Origin of the sequence: Spectribacter hydrogenoxidans, from assembly GCF_031846275.1 — a bacterium.
GTDB lineage: Bacteria > Pseudomonadota > Gammaproteobacteria > Nevskiales > Salinisphaeraceae > Spectribacter > Spectribacter hydrogenoxidans.
This window is the reverse complement of the sequence record NZ_JAVRIB010000006.1, coordinates 135,127-156,181: the sequence shown is the minus strand read 5'-3', so window position 1 is coordinate 156,181 and position 21,055 is coordinate 135,127. Positions and strand designations below refer to the sequence as shown.

At 65.2% G+C, this 21,055-nt stretch carries 18 protein-coding genes; 17 read left to right on the top strand and 1 reads right to left on the bottom strand.

Annotation, left to right across the window (positions count from 1 at the left end; all coding sequences use genetic code 11):
• The first annotated feature begins 27 nt into the window (after positions 1–27).
• The 17 genes from RM532_RS07575 (at position 28) to RM532_RS07495 (ending at position 18,784) form a co-directional block, all read left to right on the top strand.
• On the top strand, positions 28–2,049 hold the full coding sequence (locus tag RM532_RS07575) for a type IV pilus secretin PilQ (RefSeq protein ID WP_311652633.1): 2,022 nt from the start codon (positions 28–30) through the stop codon (positions 2,047–2,049).
• A 37-nt stretch (positions 2,050–2,086) separates the two neighbouring features.
• Positions 2,087–3,772 carry an Ig-like domain-containing protein gene (locus RM532_RS07570; protein ID WP_311652632.1) on the top strand — a complete coding sequence of 562 codons (1,686 nt, stop codon included), beginning with the start codon at positions 2,087–2,089 and terminating at the stop codon, positions 3,770–3,772.
• A 155-nt stretch (positions 3,773–3,927) separates the two neighbouring features.
• Complete coding sequence (aroK, locus tag RM532_RS07565) at positions 3,928–4,464, top strand: shikimate kinase AroK (protein ID WP_311652631.1); 537 nt, start codon at positions 3,928–3,930, stop codon at positions 4,462–4,464.
• 8 nt (positions 4,465–4,472) lie between these two features.
• On the top strand, positions 4,473–5,552 hold the full coding sequence (aroB, locus tag RM532_RS07560) for a 3-dehydroquinate synthase (RefSeq protein WP_311652630.1): 1,080 nt from the start codon (positions 4,473–4,475) through the stop codon (positions 5,550–5,552).
• A 227-nt stretch (positions 5,553–5,779) separates the two neighbouring features.
• Positions 5,780–10,249: a glutamate synthase large subunit gene (gene gltB / locus RM532_RS07555; RefSeq protein WP_311652629.1), complete on the top strand. Its 4,470-nt coding sequence runs from the start codon at positions 5,780–5,782 to the stop codon at positions 10,247–10,249.
• Positions 10,250–10,358: 109 nt separating this feature from the next.
• Positions 10,359–11,768: an FAD-dependent oxidoreductase gene (locus RM532_RS07550; RefSeq protein ID WP_311652628.1), complete on the top strand. Its 1,410-nt coding sequence runs from the start codon at positions 10,359–10,361 to the stop codon at positions 11,766–11,768.
• Positions 11,769–11,918: 150 nt separating this feature from the next.
• Complete coding sequence (locus tag RM532_RS07545; protein ID WP_311652627.1) at positions 11,919–12,158, top strand: type II toxin-antitoxin system CcdA family antitoxin; 240 nt, start codon at positions 11,919–11,921, stop codon at positions 12,156–12,158.
• Positions 12,159–12,467 carry a CcdB family protein gene (locus RM532_RS07540; RefSeq protein ID WP_311652625.1) on the top strand — a complete coding sequence of 103 codons (309 nt, stop codon included), beginning with the start codon at positions 12,159–12,161 and terminating at the stop codon, positions 12,465–12,467. It begins immediately after the preceding gene.
• Positions 12,467–13,177, top strand: coding sequence for an orotidine-5'-phosphate decarboxylase (gene pyrF / locus RM532_RS07535; RefSeq protein ID WP_311652623.1), 711 nt, complete (start codon positions 12,467–12,469; stop codon positions 13,175–13,177). The genes RM532_RS07540 and pyrF overlap by 1 nt, the downstream gene beginning before the upstream one ends.
• A gap of 78 nt (positions 13,178–13,255) precedes the next feature.
• Positions 13,256–14,311: a uroporphyrinogen decarboxylase gene (hemE, locus tag RM532_RS07530; protein WP_311652622.1), complete on the top strand. Its 1,056-nt coding sequence runs from the start codon at positions 13,256–13,258 to the stop codon at positions 14,309–14,311.
• A 77-nt stretch (positions 14,312–14,388) separates the two neighbouring features.
• Positions 14,389–15,306, top strand: a complete 918-nt coding sequence (locus tag RM532_RS07525; protein WP_311652621.1) for an acetyltransferase — start codon at positions 14,389–14,391, stop codon at positions 15,304–15,306.
• Positions 15,306–15,473, top strand: a complete 168-nt coding sequence (locus tag RM532_RS07520; protein WP_311652619.1) for a hypothetical protein — start codon at positions 15,306–15,308, stop codon at positions 15,471–15,473. Before RM532_RS07525 ends, RM532_RS07520 begins: the two co-directional genes overlap by 1 nt.
• A complete protein-coding gene (locus RM532_RS07515) occupies positions 15,470–16,195 on the top strand; it encodes an SAM hydrolase/SAM-dependent halogenase family protein (RefSeq protein WP_311652618.1) in 726 nt (241 codons plus the stop codon). Before RM532_RS07520 ends, RM532_RS07515 begins: the two co-directional genes overlap by 4 nt.
• On the top strand, positions 16,192–16,629 hold the full coding sequence (locus RM532_RS07510) for a YiiD C-terminal domain-containing protein (RefSeq protein ID WP_311652617.1): 438 nt from the start codon (positions 16,192–16,194) through the stop codon (positions 16,627–16,629). Before RM532_RS07515 ends, RM532_RS07510 begins: the two co-directional genes overlap by 4 nt.
• Complete coding sequence (locus RM532_RS07505) at positions 16,626–17,315, top strand: SDR family NAD(P)-dependent oxidoreductase (RefSeq protein ID WP_311652616.1); 690 nt, start codon at positions 16,626–16,628, stop codon at positions 17,313–17,315. The genes RM532_RS07510 and RM532_RS07505 overlap by 4 nt, the downstream gene beginning before the upstream one ends.
• An 18-nt stretch (positions 17,316–17,333) precedes the next feature.
• Entirely contained in the window at positions 17,334–18,185 is an 852-nt protein-coding gene (locus RM532_RS07500) for a cytochrome c oxidase assembly protein (protein WP_311652615.1), read from the top strand.
• 5 nt (positions 18,186–18,190) lie between these two features.
• A complete protein-coding gene (locus tag RM532_RS07495; RefSeq protein WP_311652613.1) occupies positions 18,191–18,784 on the top strand; it encodes an SCO family protein in 594 nt (197 codons plus the stop codon).
• Positions 18,785–18,836: 52 nt separating this feature from the next.
• Here the strand turns inward: RM532_RS07495 and RM532_RS07490 are convergent, their stop codons facing one another.
• Positions 18,837–21,035: a choice-of-anchor I family protein gene (locus tag RM532_RS07490; RefSeq protein ID WP_311652612.1), complete on the bottom strand. Its 2,199-nt coding sequence runs from the start codon at positions 21,033–21,035 to the stop codon at positions 18,837–18,839.
• Positions 21,036–21,055: the final 20 nt, after the last annotated feature.

Genomic DNA, 21,055 nt, shown 5'->3' with positions numbered 1-21,055 from the left:
TCAACGGGTTTGAACGGAATGCATGCCATGAAACAGCGTCTCAACCGCCCCGCCGGTCGCTGGACTGCCCTGCTCGCTGGGCTGATGCTGGCAGGCAGTTTCTCGGCCCAGGCCGCGGCTACGGAACTGGAATCGGTGGAACACGCCCGGCTGGCCGGCAACCAGGTGCTGGTCACGCTCACCCTCTCTGGCCCGGCACCGCAGGCCAGCGCCTTCACCGTGGACCAGCCGGCCCGCCTGTCACTCGACCTGCCGGGCACCACACTGGCCGCCAAACCGCGCTATCGGCGCGTGGACGCCGGGAATCTGCAGGCCATTGCGTTGGCCGAGGGCGGCGACCGCACGCGGGTGGTGCTCGAGCTTTCGCGGATCGTGCCCTACCAGTTGAGCCGCGAGGGCAATCGGGTGTTGGTCCGCCTGGGTCAGGGGACCGGCGAAACGACGGCCGCCAGCGACAGGCCGGCCCCGACCTCCGGCCAGCGCATCACCGACATCGATTTTCGCCGGACAGAATCCGGCGGCGGCCGGGTCACGCTCGAACTGAGCGGCACGCCTGGCCCGGTGAACGTCAATAACGAAGGCCAGCGCATCGTCGCCACCCTGAGCGGCGTGCAGCTGCCGGCCGATCTGGAAAAGCGCCTGGACGTGATCGACTTTGCCACCCCAGTGAAATACATCGACGCGCTGGCCCGGAACGGCGCAACGCGTCTGGCGATCACGCCCATTGAAGGCGCGGAGTTCGAGCAGGTGGCCTACCAGTCCGACGACACCTTCGTCATCGAACTGCAGCCGGTCACGGCCGAGGAGCAGCGCAGCCGCGAGCCGGAATACACTGGCGAACGCATCTCGCTGTCGTTCCAGAGCGTGGACGTGCGCGCCGTGCTGCAGATTCTGGCGGACGTGGCCGGGGTGAACATGGTGGTATCGGAAAGCGTATCCGGCGCCATGGCACTGGAACTGGACAACGTTCCCTGGGACCAGGCGCTGGACATCATCCTGGCATCCGAGGGTCTTGGCATGCGCCGTCAGGGCAACGTCATCCTAGTCGCCCCGCTGCCGGAAATCGCCACCCGCGAACAGGCCGAACTCGAGGCCCAGCAGGCCACCAGCAACTCCGCCCCGCTGGTTTCGGAGATCATCCAGATCAACTACGCCCGGGCCGGGGATTTCGCCGCGCTGCTGAAATCCGGCGAAGTGTCGCTGCTGTCGTCCCGCGGCCAGGTAACGGTGGATGAGCGCACCAATACCCTGCTGATCAATGAAACCCGCGCCAAGCTCGAGGAGATTCGCCGTGTGATCAACCGGCTGGACATCCCGGTACGCCAGGTGCTGATCGAATCCCGCATCGTGGTCGCCAACCGCGAATTCGCCCGCAATCTGGGCGTGACCGCCAGCGCCACCGACAACGCCGCCTTCGAGTCCCCCAGCGACGGCAACTACACTGCCGATACCGGCTTCGCCGTCAACCTGCCGGTAGCCGGCCCGGCCGGGACACTGACCACCAGCATCATCGGCAACACGTTCAATCTGGATCTGGCGCTTTCCGCGCTGGAATCGGAAAACCGCGGCGAAGTGATCTCCTCGCCCCGCGTGATCACAGCCAACGCCAAGGAAGCCAAGATCGAACAGGGCGTGGAAATCCCCTACCTGGAGGCCGCCTCATCCGGCGCCGCCACCGTGCAGTTCAAGGAAGCAGTGCTCAGTCTCACCGTCACCCCCCAGATCACCCCGGACGAACGCGTGATCATGGACCTGTTCGTCACCCAGGACACCCAGGGCGATTCCATCAACGTCCAGGGCGGCGGCCAGGTGCCCTCGATCAACACCCGCAGCCTGACCACGCAGGTGCTGGTCGAAAACGGCGAAACCGTGGTGCTGGGCGGCATCTACGAGCAGGAGGATCGCGACGTGGTCAACAAGGTACCCGTCTTCGGCGACATCCCGCTGCTGGGCGCGTTCTTCCGCAACACTTCCAAGCAGCGCGACAAGCGCGAGTTGCTGCTGTTCGTCACGCCCAAGATTCTCAAGGAAGGATTGCGCATTAACTGATACCGATTCAGTTGCTGAGCCAGTCCGAGACCCGCCAATGACCGAGAAAGCCATGCACAAGTTCGACTTCCGACTCCTTCTAATCGCCGGGCTCGTCACCCTGGCAACCGGCTGTGGCGGCACCACATCCGGGCAGGGTGATAACGATAATGGCGATGGTGACCCGGATAATGGGCCGGTCGATGACTCGGTAAGAATCGGTTCCGTCGATAATGGCGGCAATTTCAACGAAGGCGTGATCGGTAGCAACCAGACCGTGCTGCAAGCCGGGCAGAGAGCAACACTCAGCCTCCGCCTGATTGACGGCGAGGGCGATCCGGTAACAGATGGCTCCGACGTGTTTTTCACCTCGGCATGCGCAGAATCAAGTCTCGCCGAAATCGACCCCGCTGTGGTCGCGAACGAAAGCGGCAATGTGACGACCACCTACACCGCCCGCGGCTGTAGCGGTGCAGACACCGTGACTGCCCGCACCGATGTCGACGGCGGTTCACTGCAGGCCACCGTCACGCTGCAGACGGAACAAGCACCACTGGGCGCGATCCAGTTCCAGGGTGCCAGCAATCCTCTCATCGGCATTCAAGGTTCGGGGGCGCTACCCGGCCAGTCGACAGTGACGTTCGCGGTCACCAACAACAGTGGCGGCCCGGTCCCCAATCAACTCGTGACCTTCGAGCTCAATACCACCGTGGGCGGCATCAGCTTGAGCAATGCGCAAGCCACCACCGGACCAGAGGGTATCGCGCAAACAACAATTAGCAGCGGCACGCAGGCCGCAACCGTTCAGGTCACTGCCACCGCGACCCGCGACGGGGTAACCACCACCGCACAATCCAACGGTCTGGCGATAACGACCGGCATCCCGGACAACAACAGCTTCTCGGTTAGCGCGGATACCCTGAATATCGAGGGCTTCGACATCGATGGCACCACGACTGCCATCACCGTCCGGGCCGCTGACCGGTTCAATAATCCGGTCCCCGACGGCACCGCCGTTAACTTCCTCACCGAGGGCGGCTCGATCCCCGGCAGCTGCGAAACCACCGGAGGCAACTGCACGGTGGAATTTGTCAGCCAGAATCCACGCCCGACCAACGGCCGCGCCACCGTACGGGTCACCACCATCGGGGAAGAAAGCTTTACCGACGCCAATCCCTCAAACGGCCGCTTTGACGCCGGCGAAACCTTCATGGACCTCCCCGAAGCATTCCGCGATGACAACGAAAACGGGGTGCGTGATACGAACGAACCGTTTGTGGACTTTAATAACGACGGGAGCTACACCGGCCCCAGCGGCAATTTCACCGGGTTACTGTGCAACGATCCGGCGGTCTGCGATGACGCCAACACGCTCAATGTGCGCCGCAATATCGTCATAGTGATGTCGGGTTCGAGTTATTTCGTGGACATCTCACCCGATCCGCTGGAAATTCCGGTAGAGGGTGCGGGCACGGTGAACGTGACCGTACAGGACGCCAACGGGCAAATTCCTGCCGCCAACACCACCGTAACCGGCACAACCTCGGTGGGCACGCTGGAAGGCCCGACTTCTTTCGTCGTACCCAACCGCACCGGCCCGCCGAGTGGGCTGCCTTTTACCGCTACATTCCGTGTCGAGGCCGGAGATGAACCGGAAAGTGGCGTATTCCGCATTGAGGCGACCAGTCCAAGCGGGGTGATCAGCCGGGGCATCTCCACCGTAAACACTACCGCCGCGCCGTGACCGACATCACTCTCCAATCCCAGCAGCCAGCAGGAGTCGAAGATTCGCGCCATTTGCTCTAGAATCCCGGCTGCGCGTCGTTTGCTGAATCGAGCAGAAACACGCGCCCGCATGTTTCTCGACGATGCGCCTTTGGAGACGACCTAGTAGGTTTCATGGCAGCCAACCCGAACATTTACCTCATCGGCCCCATGGGCGCCGGCAAGACCACCGTCGGTCGCCGGATTGCCGAAATCAAGGGCATGCAGTTCATCGATTCCGATCAGGAAATCGAGAAACGCACGGGCGTGGACATCTCCTTCATCTTCGACATGGAGGGTGAGGACGGCTTCCGAAAGCGCGAAAGCGACATGATCGCCACGCTGGTCAACGAGACCAATACGGTCATGGCCACCGGCGGGGGCGTGATTCTGGAGTCGGCCAATCGTGACCTGCTCTCCGCGCGTGGCGTGGTGGTCTATCTGGAGACCTCGCTAGAACAGCAGCTGGCACGCACCCGCAACAACCGCAATCGCCCGCTGCTGGAAGGCAGCGATGACGTCGAGGCCACCCTGACCCAGCTGATGGAAGAGCGCGACCCGCTCTACCGGAGCATTGCGGATCTCACCGTCAAGACCGGCGACCAGCCGGCCCGACGCCTGGCGCGCGAGATCGTGGAGCGCCTGGAGAGCATCGGCACGGCCGAGATCTAGAGGGCCCAATGCAACAGCTGGCCGTCGACCTCGGCGAGCGGACCTACCCCATCTACATCGGGCCGGGGCTGCTGGCACAACCCGAACTGTATGAACGCCATCGCGGTAGCGGCCAGATTCTGGTCGTCACCAATGACTGTGTGGCGCCGCTTTACCTGGATCGGATCGTGGCCGCCCTGGGCGAGCCCGAAACGCTGGTGCTGCCCGACGGCGAAGCGGAAAAGACCCTGGCCCGGACCGAACAGGTACTGGACAGGCTGCTGCGTGCCGGTTTCGGCCGCGACGGCACGCTGGTGGCGCTGGGTGGCGGCGTGATCGGTGACCTGGCCGGCTTCGCGGCGGCCATCTACCAGCGCGGCATCGATTTCATCCAGGTGCCCACCACGCTGCTGGCGCAGGTGGACTCCTCGGTCGGCGGCAAGACCGGCGTGAACCACCCGCTGGGCAAGAACATGATCGGTGCCTTTCATCAGCCTCGGGCGGTGATTGCCGACACCGACGTCCTGGCCACCCTGCCGGACCGCGAACTGTCGGCCGGGCTGGCGGAGATCATCAAGTACGGCCTGATCCGGGACCGCGGATTCCTGGAATGGCTGGAGACCCACATGGACGGCCTGCGCGCGCGGAAGCCGGCACTGCTGACCGAAGCCATTGCCCGTTCCTGCCGAAACAAGGCCGAGGTGGTGGCCGCGGACGAGCGTGAAGGCGGCGTGCGGGCGCTACTGAATCTGGGGCATACCTTCGGCCATGCCATCGAGGCCGGTCTGGGCTATGGCGAGTGGCTGCACGGCGAGGCGGTGGGCGCCGGCATGTGCATGGCCGCCGACATGTCGGTCCGGCTGGGTTGGCTCGGCGAGGACGATCGCGCCCGGGCGGTACACCTCATCGAGCGGGCGGGCCTTCCGACCCGTCCGCCGCGCGGTCTGACGCCCGAACACATGCGCGCGCTGATGGCCCGCGACAAGAAGGTGGTCGCAGGACAGCTGCGGCTGGTGCTGCTCCGGGCGCTGGGTGAGGCGGTGGTGACCGGCGACTTCAGCCCCGACACGCTGTCCCGAACCCTGGTCGGGAACGCCCGAGCGGAATAGCCGCGCACCCCTAACGCGCTGATTTAGCGCGTTATTTGCAGCATCCGGCCATCCTCGCCCGATTGCCCGCCGGCAATCGAACCGCTATACTCGGGGGTTCGCAGCTATCGCCGCGGCCGCCACCATCCACAACGGGCGGCCCTGAAACCGGCGCGTTCCCGCTTGTTCCTGATCCTGCCGCCCGCGGGAAAGGTGCCGGCGGCGACCGCGGCACCGAGGATGACGCTATGCACAAGATGACCGGGGGACTCTACCGTCCCGAGTTCGAAAAGGACGCCTGCGGTTTCGGCCTGATCGCCAACATGGACGACACCCCCAGCCACTGGCTGGTGGACACCGCCATCAAGGCGCTGGAGCGGCTGACACACCGCGGTGCAGTCGCGGCCGACGGCAAGACCGGCGACGGCTGCGGCATCCTGATGAAGCAGCCCGCGACCTTCCAGCGCACCATTGCCAAGGAAGCCGGCATCGAACTCGCCGATTGCTTCGCCTCGGGGCTGGTCTTCCTGCATCGCGACGAAACCCTGGCGGACGCCGCACGCGATGCGCTGGGTCGGGAACTGGAACGCGAAGGACTCGCGGTAGCCGGCTGGCGCGTGGTGCCGACCGATTCCGGCGTCTGCGGCGCCCAGGCGACCGAGACGCTTCCGGTCATCGAGCAGGTATTCGTCAACGCCCCCGACGACATGGATGGTGACCTGTTCGAGGCCAAGCTGGTGTTCGCGCGCCGGCGCACCGAAAACGCCCTGCCCGACGACGACACCTTCTACGTGCCGTCGCTGTCCGCCCGGGTATTCTCGTACAAGGGCATGGTGATGCCGGCCTACCTGCCCGACTTCTACCAGGATCTGGCCGACGAGCGGCTGGAAACCTCGCTGTGCGTATTCCACCAGCGGTTTTCCACCAACACCCTGCCCCAGTGGCGCCTGGCCCAGCCCTTCCGCTACCTCGCCCACAACGGCGAAATCAACACGGTCATGGGCAACCGTTACTGGTCCACCGCACGGGCGGGCAAGTTCGCCTCCGACAAGCTGCCGGACATGGCCTCGATCCAGCCGCTGGTGTCGATGGAGGGATCGGACTCCCAGAGCCTGGACAACATGCTGGAAGTACTGCTGGCCGGCGGCATGGACATCTTCTACGCCATGCGCCTGATGATGCCTCCGGCGTGGCAGAACGTGGACTACATGAGCGCGGACCTGCGCGCCTTCTACGAATACAACTCCATGCACATGGAGCCCTGGGACGGCCCGGCCGGCATCGTGCTCACCGACGGCCGCTATGCCGCCTGCTGCCTGGACCGCAACGGCCTGCGCCCGGCGCGCTGGGTGATCACCAACGACCGGCACATCACCCTGGCCTCGGAAATCGGCGTTTGGGACTACCAGCCGGAGCAGGTGGTGGCCAAGGGCCGGCTCAAGCCCGGCGACATGATTGCCGTGGATACCGATACCGGCGAGCTGATCCAGCCGCGTGAGATCGACAAACGCCTTGCCAGCCGCGCGCCCTACAAGCAATGGCTCAAGGAACACGCCCGCGAGCTGGAATCACGCCTGGACGGCGATGACCTCGACGACTGGCTGGAACGCGACCAGGTCAAGGTTTACGAAAAGCTGTTCCTGGTGTCGTTCGAAGAACGCGACCAAGTGCTGCGGCCGCTCGCCGAAGCCGGCCAGGAAGCCACTGGCTCGATGGGCGACGACACGCCGTTCCCGGTACTGTCACGCGTCGACCGGGTGCTGTTCGACTATTTCCGGCAGCAGTTCGCCCAGGTGACCAATCCGGCAATCGACAGCTTGCGCGAACGCATCGTGATGAGCCTGGAGACCTGCTTCGGCCGGGAACGCAACGTGTTCGACGAGGGCCCCGAACGGGCCAAGCGGCTGGTGGTGGATTCCCCGGTACTGTCCACCGGCAAGTTCCGGCAACTGCTGGCGCTTGACGACGCGGATTACGCGCACACCCTCATCGACCTCCAGTACACCCCGGACGAAAGCCGGGCCGATGGCGGGCTGCAGGCGGCCGTCGAACGGATCTGCGACGAGGCCGTGGCCGCGGTGCGCGAGGGCACCACCATTCTTGTGCTGTGCGATCGCCACATCCAGCAGGACCGGATGCCGGTTCACGCGCTGCTGGCCGTGGGCGCAGTACATCATCGACTGGTGCACGAGAATCTGCGCTGCGACGCCAACCTGGTGGTGGAAACCGCCACCGCGCGGGATTCCCACCACTTCGCCTGCCTGATCGGTTACGGCGCCACCGCGGTGCATCCGTATCTGGCCTATGAATGCCTCAATGATCTGGCCCGCTGCGGGCAGATCCAGGGCACGCCCGCGCAGGAGCTGTGCTCGACCTATCGCAAGGGCATCAACAAGGGCCTGTACAAGATCATGTCCAAGATGGGCATCTCCACGATCACCAGTTATCGCGGGGCCCAGCTGTTCGAGATCGTCGGCCTGCACGACGAGGTGGTGAATCTGTGCTTCACCGGCACCACCAGCCGGGTCCAGGGCGCGATGTTCGCCGACCTGCACGGTGATCAGGCTCGCCTGGCCGCCATTGCCTGGAATCCGCGGGTGGCCATCAACCAGGGCGGCATTCTCAAGTTCGTCCACGGGCAGGAATACCACGCCTACAATCCGGACGTGATCGCCACCCTGCACGACGCCGTGCAGACGGGTGACTACGACAAGTACCGGATCTACGCCGACATCGTCCAGAACCGCCCGGTCACGGTGCTGCGCGACCTGTTCAAGCTGCGCGACGACATCGACCCGATCAAGGTCGACGATGTCGAACCGATCGAGGCAATCACCAAGCGCTTCGACTCCGCCGGCATGAGCCTGGGCGCCCTGTCGCCCGAGGCCCACGAAGCCCTGGCCCAGGGCATGAACCGCATGGGCGGGCGCTCCAATTCCGGCGAAGGCGGCGAGGACAGCGCCCGCTTCGGCACCGACAAGATGTCGAAGATCAAGCAAGTGGCCTCCGGCCGCTTCGGCGTGACCCCGCACTACCTGGTCAACGCCGAGGTGCTGCAGATCAAGGTCGCCCAGGGCGCCAAGCCCGGCGAGGGCGGCCAGCTGCCGGGCCACAAGGTCAACGAGATGATCGCCAGCCTGCGCTATTCCAAGCCGGGTGTGGCGCTGATCAGCCCGCCCCCGCACCACGACATCTATTCGATCGAGGATCTGGCGCAGCTGATCTTCGACCTCAAGCAGGTCAATCCGCAGGCGCTGGTCTCGGTGAAGCTGGTGTCCGGCCCCGGCGTGGGCACCATCGCGGCCGGCGTGGCCAAGGCCTATGCCGACCTGATCACCATTTCCGGGTATGATGGCGGCACCGGCGCCTCGCCGCTGACTTCCGTTCGCTACGCGGGAACACCCTGGGAACTCGGCCTGACCGAGACCCACCAGACCCTGCGCGCCAACGACCTTCGCGACAAGGTGCGGGTGCAGACCGACGGTGGCCTCAAGACCGGCGTGGACGTGATCAAGGCCGCCATCCTGGGGGCGGAATCCTTCGGCTTCGGCACCGCGCCGATGGTGGCCCTGGGCTGCAAGTACCTGCGAGTGTGTCACCTGAACAACTGCGCCACCGGCGTGGCCACGCAGAACGAGACCCTGCGCACCCGGCACTTCATCGGGCTGCCGGAAATGGTGCAGCATTTCTTCCGCTTCGTGGCCCAGGAAACCCGCGAGCTGATGGCCGGCCTGGGCGTGCGCTCGCTGGAGGAACTGATCGGGCGTACCGATCTGCTCGAGTTGCTCCCGGGCGACACCGACAAGCAGCGGCACCTGGATCTGTCGCCCATTCTGTCCAAGGGCGGCCTGGCCGACGACGTGCCCCGTTACTGCCTGGAGCCACATAACGAACCCTTCGACAAGGGCGAGCTGGCCGAACAGATGGTGATGGACGCGCTCGACGTCATCGAGCACCAGCGCGGCGGCGAGTTCAGCTACCGCGTGCAGAACAACAACCGCTCCATCGGGGCGCGCCTGTCCGGCGAAATCGCGCGGCGCCACGGCAACCAGGGCATGGCCGACGCCCCGATCACGCTCAAACTGACCGGCACCGTCGGCCAGAGCTTCGGCGTGTTCAATGCCGGCGGCCTGCACCTGGACCTGACCGGCGACGCCAACGACTATGTCGGCAAGGGCATGGCCGGCGGCCGCATCGTGATCCGCCCGCCAGCCGGCGTGGCCTACAAGACCAACGAAGCCACCATCATCGGTAACACCTGTCTGTACGGCGCCACCGGCGGCACCCTGTACGCCGCCGGCCTGGCCGGCGAGCGCTTCGGCGTGCGCAATTCCGGCGCCCACGCGGTGGTGGAAGGTGTGGGCGACCACGGCTGCGAATACATGACCGGCGGCTGCATCGTCGTGCTGGGCCACACCGGCACCAACTTCGGCGCCGGCATGACTGGCGGCATGGCCTACGTGCTAGACGAGAAACGTGAATTCGTGGACCGCTATAACCATGAACTTATCGACATCCATCGCGTGGTGGCCGAGAACATGGAGGCCCACCGACACTACCTGCGGTCGCTGATCGTCGCTTATGTCGAGGCGACCGGAAGCGCCTGGGGTCAACAGATCCTCGACAACTTCCGCGATTACGTCGGACAGTTCTGGCTGGCCAAGCCCAAGGCCGAGGACGTCAACACCGTGCTCGACACTTTGAACCGGGCAGCCTAATTCGAACGGTGCGGCCCAGCCCTCGCCGGATATCTAGAGCCGCAGAGGACGCAACGATTCATGCATGTTGCGTCCTCTGCGGGTCGCCAATCTATTCAGTAGCTCGCTCATGGCAAAGAACAACCTGCAATTCCTGGAAATGCCGCGGCAGGATCCGCCCAAGGTCGAGGCCTCGGTGCGCATCCATGAATTCGCCGAAATCTACGGACAATTCGACAAGGAAACGGCGGCCAAGCAGGCCGGACGCTGCATTTCATGCGGCAACCCGTACTGCGAGTGGAAGTGTCCGGTACACAACTATATCCCCAACTGGCTGAAGCTGGTCGAGGAGGGAAATCTGTTCGAGGCAGCGGAGCTTTCGCACCAGACCAACACGCTGCCCGAAATCTGCGGCCGCATCTGTCCACAGGACCGTCTGTGCGAGGGCGCCTGCACCATGAACGACGGCTTCGGGGCCATTTCCATCGGCTCGGTGGAAAAGTACATCACCGACGAGGCCTTCAAGCAGGGCTGGCGGCCGGACGTATCCCACGTGAAGTGGACCGACAAGAAGGTGGCGGTGATCGGTGCGGGGCCAGCCGGCCTGGGTGCCGCTGACATCCTGGTCCGAAGCGGCGTCAAAGCCGTGGTGTATGACAAATACCCGCGCATCGGCGGCCTGCTGACGTTTGGCATCCCCCCGTTCAAGCTGGAAAAGGAAGTGGTCGAGACCCGGCGCGAAGTCATGGAAGGCATGGGCGTGGAATTCCGCCTCGGCGTCGAGGTGGGCAAGGACGTGTCCATGGAACAGTTGCTAGACCAGCACGACGCCGTGTTCATGGGCATGGGCACCTACACCTACATGAAGGGCGGCTTCCCCGGCGAGGAGCTCGAAGGGGTATACGAGGCCCTGCCTTTCCTGGTCTCCAACATCAACCGCGAACTGGGCCTGGAAACCGACACCAGGCAGTTCATCAATATGCAGCGCCAGCGGGTGGTCGTCCTCGGCGGCGGCGACACCGCCATGGACTGCAACCGCACCTCGATCCGCCACGGGGCGAGAAGCGTGACCTGCGCCTACCGTCGGGACGAGGGAAACATGCCCGGCTCCGCTCGCGAGGTGGCCAACGCCAAGGAAGAAGGCGTCAAGTTCAAGTTCAACCGTCAGCCGGTGGAAATCGTGGGCGACGGCAAGGTTGAGGGCGTGAAGGTAGTGACCACCAAGCTCGGCGCCCCGGATGCCCGCGGCCGCCAGCGACCCGAACCGGTGCCCGGCACCGAGGAAGTGATCCCGGCCGACCGGGTGATCATCGCCTTCGGCTTCCGGCCCAACCCGCAGGACTGGTTCGACGACCACACCATCGACGTGGATGATGGCGGCCGCGTGATCGCGGCCGGCGACGGCGAATTCCGCTTCCAGACCTCCAACCCGAAGGTATTTGCCGGCGGGGACATGGTCCGTGGCTCGGACCTCGTGGTCACGGCGGTGTTCGAGGGGCGGGAGGCCGGCCAGGGCATTCTCGACTACCTTGGCGTTTGAGGTGTTGGCAAGCGGGTCTTGAACCGCGAAGGACGCAAAGAAGCGCAAAGGATATTTATCAAGAGAACCTTTGCGTCTTTGGCGACCTTCGCGGTTAAACGAAACGGACGCACACCCTCCAAATTGTAGGGCTTGCCGTGCGCATGATTCATGCGCATACTTGCACGCATGTCCAAGGCGCGAATCAATCTTTCCGTGGACGAATCGGTGCTGCGCGACGCGCGTGCGCTGAACGTCAACCTGTCGCAGCTGTTCGAACAGACACTCGTCGAACGCAATCGGGAAATGCGAGCGCTGCGCTGGCAGGAGGAAAACCGGGAGGCCATCCGGGCCTACAATGAGCGCATCGAGCGGGACGGGCTCTGGAACCGGGACCTAGTTTCCTTCTGAATGGCGCAGTATCAGGCCTATCGCAATCCGCGACCAAGCGCGGAGCAGGTTCCGTTCCTGCTCGATCTCCAGTCGGATATCGTGACCATCGATAGCCGTCTGGTGGCACCGCTGGTCGATGCCGAGGTGTTCGGCCCCCGCCTGACCCGTCTGCACCCGGCGTTCATCGTCGCGGACCGACGCGTTATCCTGGCGTCGCCTGACCTCGCCGGCCTGCCAGCGCGGGAACTGTGTGACTGGGTGGCCGACCTTTCCGCCGAACGCGATACCATTTTCGGCGCCATCGATTTCCTGCTGACAGGCACTTGATGACCACGATTCCTGCCCGCGAGCGTCTCATCGTCGCACTCGACGTACCGCACCACATCGCCGCCCGGCAGCTGGTCGAGCAGCTTGACGACACGGTGGTGTTCTACAAGATCGGACTCGAACTGGCACTGTCGGAGGGCTTTCTGGACCTGATCGACTGGCTGCGAGAGCGCGACAAGAAGGTGTTTGTCGATCTCAAGCTGTTCGACGTGCCGGCCACCGTGGCCCGCGCGGTGGCGCGGCTGGCCGAGCGCGAGGTGGACTTCGCCACCGTGCACGGCAATCAGGCCATCATGGAAGCGGCCGCCCAAGCCACGCGCGGGCCGCTGAAAATTCTCGCCGTGACAGCTCTCACCAGCCTGGATCGCGGCGACCTGAACGATCTCGGCTTCGCCTGCGACGTGGAATCCCTGGTGCTGTCCCGCGCGCGACGGGCGCTGGCGGCCGGTTGCGACGGCGTGGTGTCCTCCGGCATGGAGGTTGCCGCCCTGCGCGCCGAGGCGCCGGACCGGCTGATTGCGGTCACGCCCGGTATCCGCCCGGTGGATAACGACGACGACCAGAAGCGAGTGATGACGCCGCGTGAGGCGATCCGGGCCGGATCGGACTACCTGGTCGTGGGACGGCCCATCCGCGACGCCGAAGACCCGGTAGCAGCGGCGCAAGCCATTCAATCCGAGATCGCTGGCGCCCTGTCGAAAAGCCATTAACCGCAAGGAGCACAAAGGCCGTGCCTGTCCATGATGGCCCTGTCCGCTCCTTGCGTCCTTTGCGGTTCCGCTCGCCTTATGAAAAATGATCGACTGCTGAAAGCCCTGCGCCGTGAACCGGTGGACCGCACACCTGTCTGGCTGATGCGCCAGGCCGGGCGCTACCTGCCCGAGTACCGGGCCACGCGGGATCAGGCCGGCAGTTTCATGGACCTGTGCCGCAACGCCGAGCTGGCCTGCGAGGTCACGATGCAGCCGCTGCGGCGCTTCGATCTGGACGCGGCCATCCTGTTCTCGGACATCCTGACCATTCCGGAAGCCATGGGCCTGGGTCTGTACTTCACCCCCGGCGAGGGGCCCAAGTTCGAGCACCCAGTGCAGGACGCGGCCGCCATCGCCCGCCTCGGCAAACCGGATGCCGAGGACGATCTCGGCTATGTCATGAACGCGGTGCGCACCATCAGGCGGGAACTGGACGGCCGGGTGCCGCTGATCGGCTTCGCCGGCAGCCCCTGGACGCTGGCCACCTACATGGTCGAGGGCGGGCCCAGCAAGGATTTCCGCCGCATCAAGGCGATGGCCTATGACGATCCGGCCACGCTGGAAAGACTGCTGGGTCTGCTGGCTGATGCCGTCACCGATTACCTCAACGGCCAGATTGCGGCCGGCGCCCAGGCGGTGCAGATCTTCGACACCTGGGGCGGCGTGCTCACGCCCGCCGGCTACCACCAGTTCTCGCTGGCCTACATGCAGCGCATCGTGGCCGGACTGCGGCCGGACCCGCAGGGCAATCGGGTGCCCGTGATCCTGTTTACCAAGGGCGGCGGGGCTTGGCTGGAGGCGATTGCCGATACCGGCTGCGACGCCGTGGGACTGGACTGGACCGTCGATATCGGATCGGCCCGGCAACGGGTGGGCGATCGGGTAGCACTGCAGGGAAATCTCGATCCCGCCGCGCTCTACGCGGACCCGGCCGTCATCCGGGACAAGGTCGGCAAGATTCTGGCCGACTACGGCCCGGGCCCGGGCCACATCTTCAACCTCGGGCACGGCGTCACGCCCGAGGTGAATCCCGACCACGTGGCGACCCTGGTCGATGCCGTGCACGAGCTCAGCGCCAGCGACCACCACTGAAACGTTGTCAGCGGCCGGTGTAAAATCCGGCCCATGGACACGACGACCCGGCTGGCCGGCGGCCACTCCGACCGGCGATGATGGTGGCCCTGCCCCCGACAATTCGAGGCGTGCTCGCGGCTCTGGTCGTGAGCCTGTCGCTGATGGTGCTGTTCACCGGCTTCCTGCCCGGCGCCGTGGCCAAGCTGCTGGTGCCGCATGCGGGGTTCCGACGCGCCTGTGTCGCCTACATGCTGTGGTTCTGCCGCGCCTGGGTGCGCACCATCACCTGGACCACCGATTACATCTCCTGCCAGCCGGTGATGGTCGATATCGACATTCCGCCGGACACCGATGGTCGTTACCTGCTGATCGGCAATCATCAGAGCTGGGCCGACATCCCGGTGCTGATCCGCGCCCTGGATCGGACGCTGCCCTTCCCCCGCTGGTTCATCAAGCGCCAGATGCTGTGGGTGCCCTTCATCGGCTTCGCCACCTGGGCGCTGGATTTCCCCTACATGCGCCGTTACACGCGTGAGCAGATCGAACGCAATCCGGCGCTGGCCGGACGCGATATGGACACCACGCGGCGGGCCTGCGAGATCTATCGCCATCAATCGGTCACCGTGGTCAACTACGCGGAGGGCACCCGCTCGACTCCGGCCAAGCGGGCGGCCCGGCAATCCCCCTACCGGACCATGCTGCGGCCCAAGGCCGGCGGTACTGCGTTCATGCTCAATGCCATGGGGGACGTGCTGGACGGGGTGGTGGAACTCATGGTCACCTATTCGGGCACTGACCACCCCAGCGCCTGGGATTATGCCTGCGGCCGCATCCCGCAGGTGCATGCGGTGCTGCACAGGCTGGACATCCCCGAGGCCCTGCGCCGGGGCGATTACGAGAACGACCCGGACTATGCCGAACGCTTCCGGGCCTGGCTGAACGAACTCTGGGCGGCGCGCGACGCCGAAATCACCCAGCGCATGGCCGACGCTGATAAACGGGAAACGAACTGATGCGCATGCTGCTGCTGACCCTGCTGCTGGTCCTGATCGGGCTGGGGATCGCCCACTTCGTGCGAGCCCACATCCGGCGTACCCGCGAGGAACTCGAACACGTCGACCGCAGCAAGCTGCGCGATCTGAGCCAGGACGAATGGGACCGGGACGAAGACTCCCGTTGATTGCCCTGTTCACCGACTTCGGCCCGCACGGCCCCTACCTGGGCCAGATGCGTCTGGTGCTCGCCGGCTGCGCCCCTGACTGCCCGGTGGTCGATCTGTTGAACGACGCCCCGGCCTTCGACCCGACGGCCTCCGCCCACCTGCTGGCCGCACTCACCCCCGACCTGCCGCGGGCCAGCGTGCTGCTCGGGGTGGTGGACCCGGGCGTGGGCACCCACCGTGCCCCCGTCGCCCTGCAGGCGGATGATCGCTGGTACGTCGGCCCCGACAACGGCCTGTTCGACGTGGTCGCCGCGCGTGCCGAACAGGCCAGCTGGTACGACATCACCTGGCGGCCGGATCGGTTGTCCACTAGCTTTCACGGCCGCGACCTGTTCGCGCCGGTGGCCGGCCACCTCGCCGGCGGCGGTGATCCGGCGCAACGCCTGGCGCCGCGCGCGGCGGCAGCCGTGGCGGACGCGGATCGGGCGGCCGTGATCTACATTGACGCCTACGGCAACGCAATGACCGGTCTGCGGTCACGGACCTGGCCGGCGGAGACCCAGCTGATCACAGCGGACCGTCGCCTACCGCGGGCCGAGACCTTCGGCGCGGTCGCCCCGGGCGAGGCCTTCTGGTACGTCAATTCGCTGGGCCTGGCGGAAGTCGCGGTCAATCAGGGCAGCGCCGCGGATCAGCTGGGCCTGACCGTGGGCGACCCGATCACGGTCGTCGACCCATGACCGACGAGCAACGCAAGGCATTGCAGGTACTGCTCGACCAGCATATTCCGCTGGCGGCGGCCATGCAGATCACGCTGGCTGATGCCGGTGACGACATGCTGACCGTCACCGCCCCGCTGGGGGCCAATGCCAATCACTATGGCACCGCCTTCGGCGGCAGCCTGTATACGGTGGCGCTGGTGGCCGGCTGGGGTCTGGCCAGCATGAAACTCGACGGTCGGGGCATGGTGGTGGTCCAGCACGCCGACGCCGACTATCGGCGCCCGGTCAGACAGGACCTGCTGGCCACGGCCCGCTGTCGCGACGAGGGTCGATTCGCGGCGGACTTCGCCGACCGGGGGCAGGCCGAACTCGACCTCACGGTTTCCATCGAGGCGGGTAACCGACGGGCGTTCGCACTGCAGGCGCGATTTGCCGCCCGGCCACTACCATGAAAATCCTGTTGACCGGCGCCAACCGTGGTATCGGGCTGGCCACCGCCCGTCTGCTGGCCGGCGCCGGCCACGAGATTCTGCTGACCGGCCGCGATGCATCCCGTATCGCCGCCGAAGCGCGGCGGTTGCAGACCGACACCGGCACGAGCGTGACCGGCCGGGCACTCGACGTGACCGACGCGGCGGCCTGCCAGCGCCTGCTGGACGAGATCGTAGCCGATCCGGCAGGCGTCGACGCGCTGGTAAACAACGCCGGGATATTCGATGACTTGAGCGCGGGCTTTTTCGAGGTCGACGAGGCCGCCATCCGCCGCGCCTTCGAGGTGCATTTCCTCGGCGCCTGGCGGCTGGTGCACGGTCTGCTGCCGGGCATGAACGAACGGGGATTCGGGCGGATCGTCAATCTCACTTCCGGATACGGTGGAATGCCGCCGGGGCCCGGCATGACCGCCTACCGGGTGGCCAAGAACGCGGTCAACGCGCTGACCCGCATCGCCGCGCACGAAACCCGCGGGGAGGTTAAAATCAACGCCGTCGATCCAGGCTGGGTCGCCACCGATATGGGCGGACCGACCGCGCCGCGCACCGCGGCAGAGGCCGCCGCTGACCTGGCGCATGCCGTTCTCCTGCCGGCGGACGGCCCAAACGGCGCGCTGCTTCGCTATCAGAAACCTGTCGACTGGTAACCCGCAACCAATAACGCAATGACCGACTGGGCCTTTCTGCTGCTACCCTGGGAAACCCAGTGGTGGCTGATTGCGCTGTTCGCGCTGACCGCCTGGTGCTATGCGCGCGGCCTGGTCCGTCGGCGGCGATGGCGGGATGCGCCGGCCGCCTTGGCCTTCGGCATCGGGCTGAGCAGCATGTACGTGGTGATGCAGACCGGGGTGGATTACTACGCCCAGTACATGTTCTTCATCCATCGCATCCAGCACCTGATCCTGCATCACCTGGGCCCGTTCCTGATCGCGTTGTCGATGCCTTCCGCAGTGCTGGCGGCCGGGGCGCCGGGCTGGCTGAGGCGGCTGGGCGCGCTGATCGTGGCAAGCCCACCCATTCGGTTGCTCTACCGCATCCTGCAGCAGCCGTTCATCGCGGGCTTCCTGTTCGTAGGCCTGATCTTCTACTGGCTGACGCCGTCGATCCATTTCGACGCTATGCTCAGTGCCCGGCTGTACTGGCTGATGAACCTGAGCATGGCGGTGGACGGACTGCTGTTCTGGTGGTTCATGCTCGATCCGCGGCCGCCTGGCGCCACCCCGGTGACCCGCAGCATCGGCCTGCGGGTACTAGTGCTTTGGGCGGTGATGGTGCCGCAGATTGCGCTGGGCGCCTGGATCTATTTGAACCCCGACGTCATATTCGATGTCTACGCCGTATGCGGCCGCGCCTGGCCGGTGTCACCGCTGCTGGACCAGCAACTGGGCGGCCTGGTCACCTGGATACCCGCAGCGATGATGAGCGTGATTTCGACTCTGATCCTGATCCGGTTCCTGTTCAACCACGAGCGCCGGCAGACCGCGTCCGGCGCCGCCCCTCTATCCGCGACGAGTTGATGCCCATGCCACGCCGACACCTGATTGCGCTGTCGTTGGGAGCGAGCCTGCTGGCCGCCTGCAGCGGCGGTGAACCCGAATGGAACGGCCATGACATCGCCGGGGTCATGCCGGATGTGGCCTACGAACTTACTAACGAATCGGGCGAGGTGGTGACCGAGGCCGCCCAGGCCGATCACCCGCGATTGATGTTCTTCGGCTATACCTACTGCCCCGATATCTGCCCCATCACCCTCGCCCGCATCCAGGCCGCTCTGCAGCAGTTGCCGGCGGCGCAACGCGACGAGGTGCGAGTGCTGTTCGTTAGCGTCGATCCCGATCGCGACGATCCTGCGCGACTGCGGGACTACACCAGTGGCTTCGGCGATCAGGTGATCGGTCTAACCGGGAGCCAGAAACAGCTCAAGGCGCTGCACAAGCGATTCCGCGTGACCTACGGCTACGGCGAACCCGACGAGGACGGCTTCTACCTCGTCTCCCACAGCAGCGCCGTTTTCGCCTTCGACCGGCAGGGGCGGGCAAGGCTGCTGTTCAATCAGGACGTTACCGCCGACCAGATGGCGGCGGATCTGAGCCGGATGCTGGCATCGGCACCATGAAAAAACCCCGGCAGCCGAAGCTGCCGGGGTCAAGTCACGACGGCATGATCCGCTAGTTGCCGATCACCCGGTAAATCGTGGTGGTGCCGCTAACCTCGTTGCCCACCGCCAGCAGCGGCACACCGTCGCCCAGGGGACTGTCGGCGGCGGGGATGAACACGATGCTCTCGGGACCGAGATCACCGGCGGCGCCGGCCGCCAGACCACCATCATCGATTTCATCCTCGATATCGATGGCGAAGTTCCGGTTGTTGTCGTAGTGCACGAACGTCGGTGAGGCCGGATTGGTCACGTCGTAGACCATGATCCCGCCTATGCGCTCTAGGCCGATGAACGCGTACTGACGGCCATTGAACTCGGCCACGGTGACCGCTTCCGGCTCGCTGCCCTTGTTGTCGCTGCGACCGTCGCCGTCGGATTCGGCGTTGTCGTTGTTGAAATCCAGCCCGTAGCGGTTGGCGGTTTCCACCGCGAAATCGCTGCCGCTATCGAACACGCGGGTGCCGTCGGCAGCCCAAATGCTGAAGCTGCGGGCGCCGAACACGCGGATATCGTCCAGCAGGCCGTCGCCATCGGTATCAACGTCACCGATCTGAGCGATGCTGGTATTGATGTCACCCACATTGACGTCGTCTTCCAGGAAGGCTGCGTCCGCGAAGATATCCGGGTCGATGCCCACGTCCTCGACCTTCACTTCCTCGACGAGGGCGTCATATTCCCGGGCATCACCCTCGTTGGCGGTGACGTAGTAGGTCTGCCCGCCCACTTCGAAGGAAGCGATAGCATCGGGCATGTACATGCCCATCAGGGGCCAGCTGCGGATGTTGACGCGATCGTCGTTGTTGCCGGCATCCAGCTCGTTGCCGGGGATGCTGTGGTCCTTGAAACCCAGCGCGATCAGGGCATCGACCGAGGCCGTGGCAATATCGATCTGGGCCACCGCGTTGTTCTCCTGCAGGGTCACCCAGGCCTTGTTCCCGTCCGGTGAAACCGCAATGTACTCGGGCTCCAGGTCCTGTGCCACGCTGGACTGGCCATCATGTAGGTACGCGGTCAGGACGGTGGCGGGATCGCCGACTTCGGAATCCCCGTCGAACTCGTCGGTCAGCGTGATCACGTTGCCGTTGACCGAGGCCACCCGGTAGAGAATGGGATCGCCCTCGCTGCTGGCCAGGGTGAAGAAATCGTTCGCCGCCAGACCGCTGGCGTCGTTGACCGTCAAAGTGGCCGGATCGGTATCGGTGACCGTGAGCGCCGTTCGCCCGAAGTTGCCAAACAGGCGAAGTTCCGGCGGCACTTCGGCGGCCCGGGGCCCGCCGGCATTGAAGTCGGCGAAGCTGGCAGTCATGGCCGTAGGATTGCTCGGGTCGCTGGCGTCGATGACGCTGACCGAGCCTTCCGGGTCACAGCTATAGTCGCTGCAGGGCTCGCCCTCGTTGGCCACCAGCGCCGTATCGGCGCCGGCAAAGGTCACCAGGTCCGGCAGGTTGCCGACCTCGACCTGGCCCAGAAAGGCCAGTGAGCCCGCATCGTAGAACTGCACGCGACCATTGGCGGTGCCGTCGTCGTTCTCCACCGCAGCCGCCACCAGACCATCGGCCACCGCAACGCTGTTGATGCCACCGGCGTCCACCCAGTTGTCGCCCGCGGAGATGGTGGCGGCCAGCACCGGTGTGGTCGGATCGGCAATATCCAGGACATCCAGCGCCGCATCATTCGCATTGACCACGAACAGCTGCTGAGAATCCGGATCGTGAGCCACGATTTCCGCTGCACTTTCGTCGAAAATACCTGATTCATAACGACCGATCTGCGCCAGACGCAGACCCGTCGTACCCGCACCACAGGCGATCGCCGTATCGTCCACCTCGGCCGGGGCATCGAGCGTGCCGTTGCCGTTGTCGTCCTGCCCCACACGCACCCGCACGCCGGCAGCGTTACAGGCGTCGCCGACCTGATTGTCCACCAGAACGGCCAAGGACAGGCCGTCGGCTCCGGCCTCGCCGCTGCAAAGCACGGCCGACTCGTCGACTTCCTCGTCATCGAGCAGGCCGTTCAGATTCTCGTCGATGCCGGTTTCCACCTCGACGCCGCCGGCCGGGCATTCCGGTCCGGGTGCAACCGCAACGGCATTGGCTGACACGGACGGTGCACCGTTGCCGCCGGCCGAACCGTTATTGTCGCCACCGCAACCGGCAGCCAACAGGAAAACCAGCAGGGGCGCGATCCCCGCAATTCGAAACAGTGACATCGACATATCTCCCTAGGTGA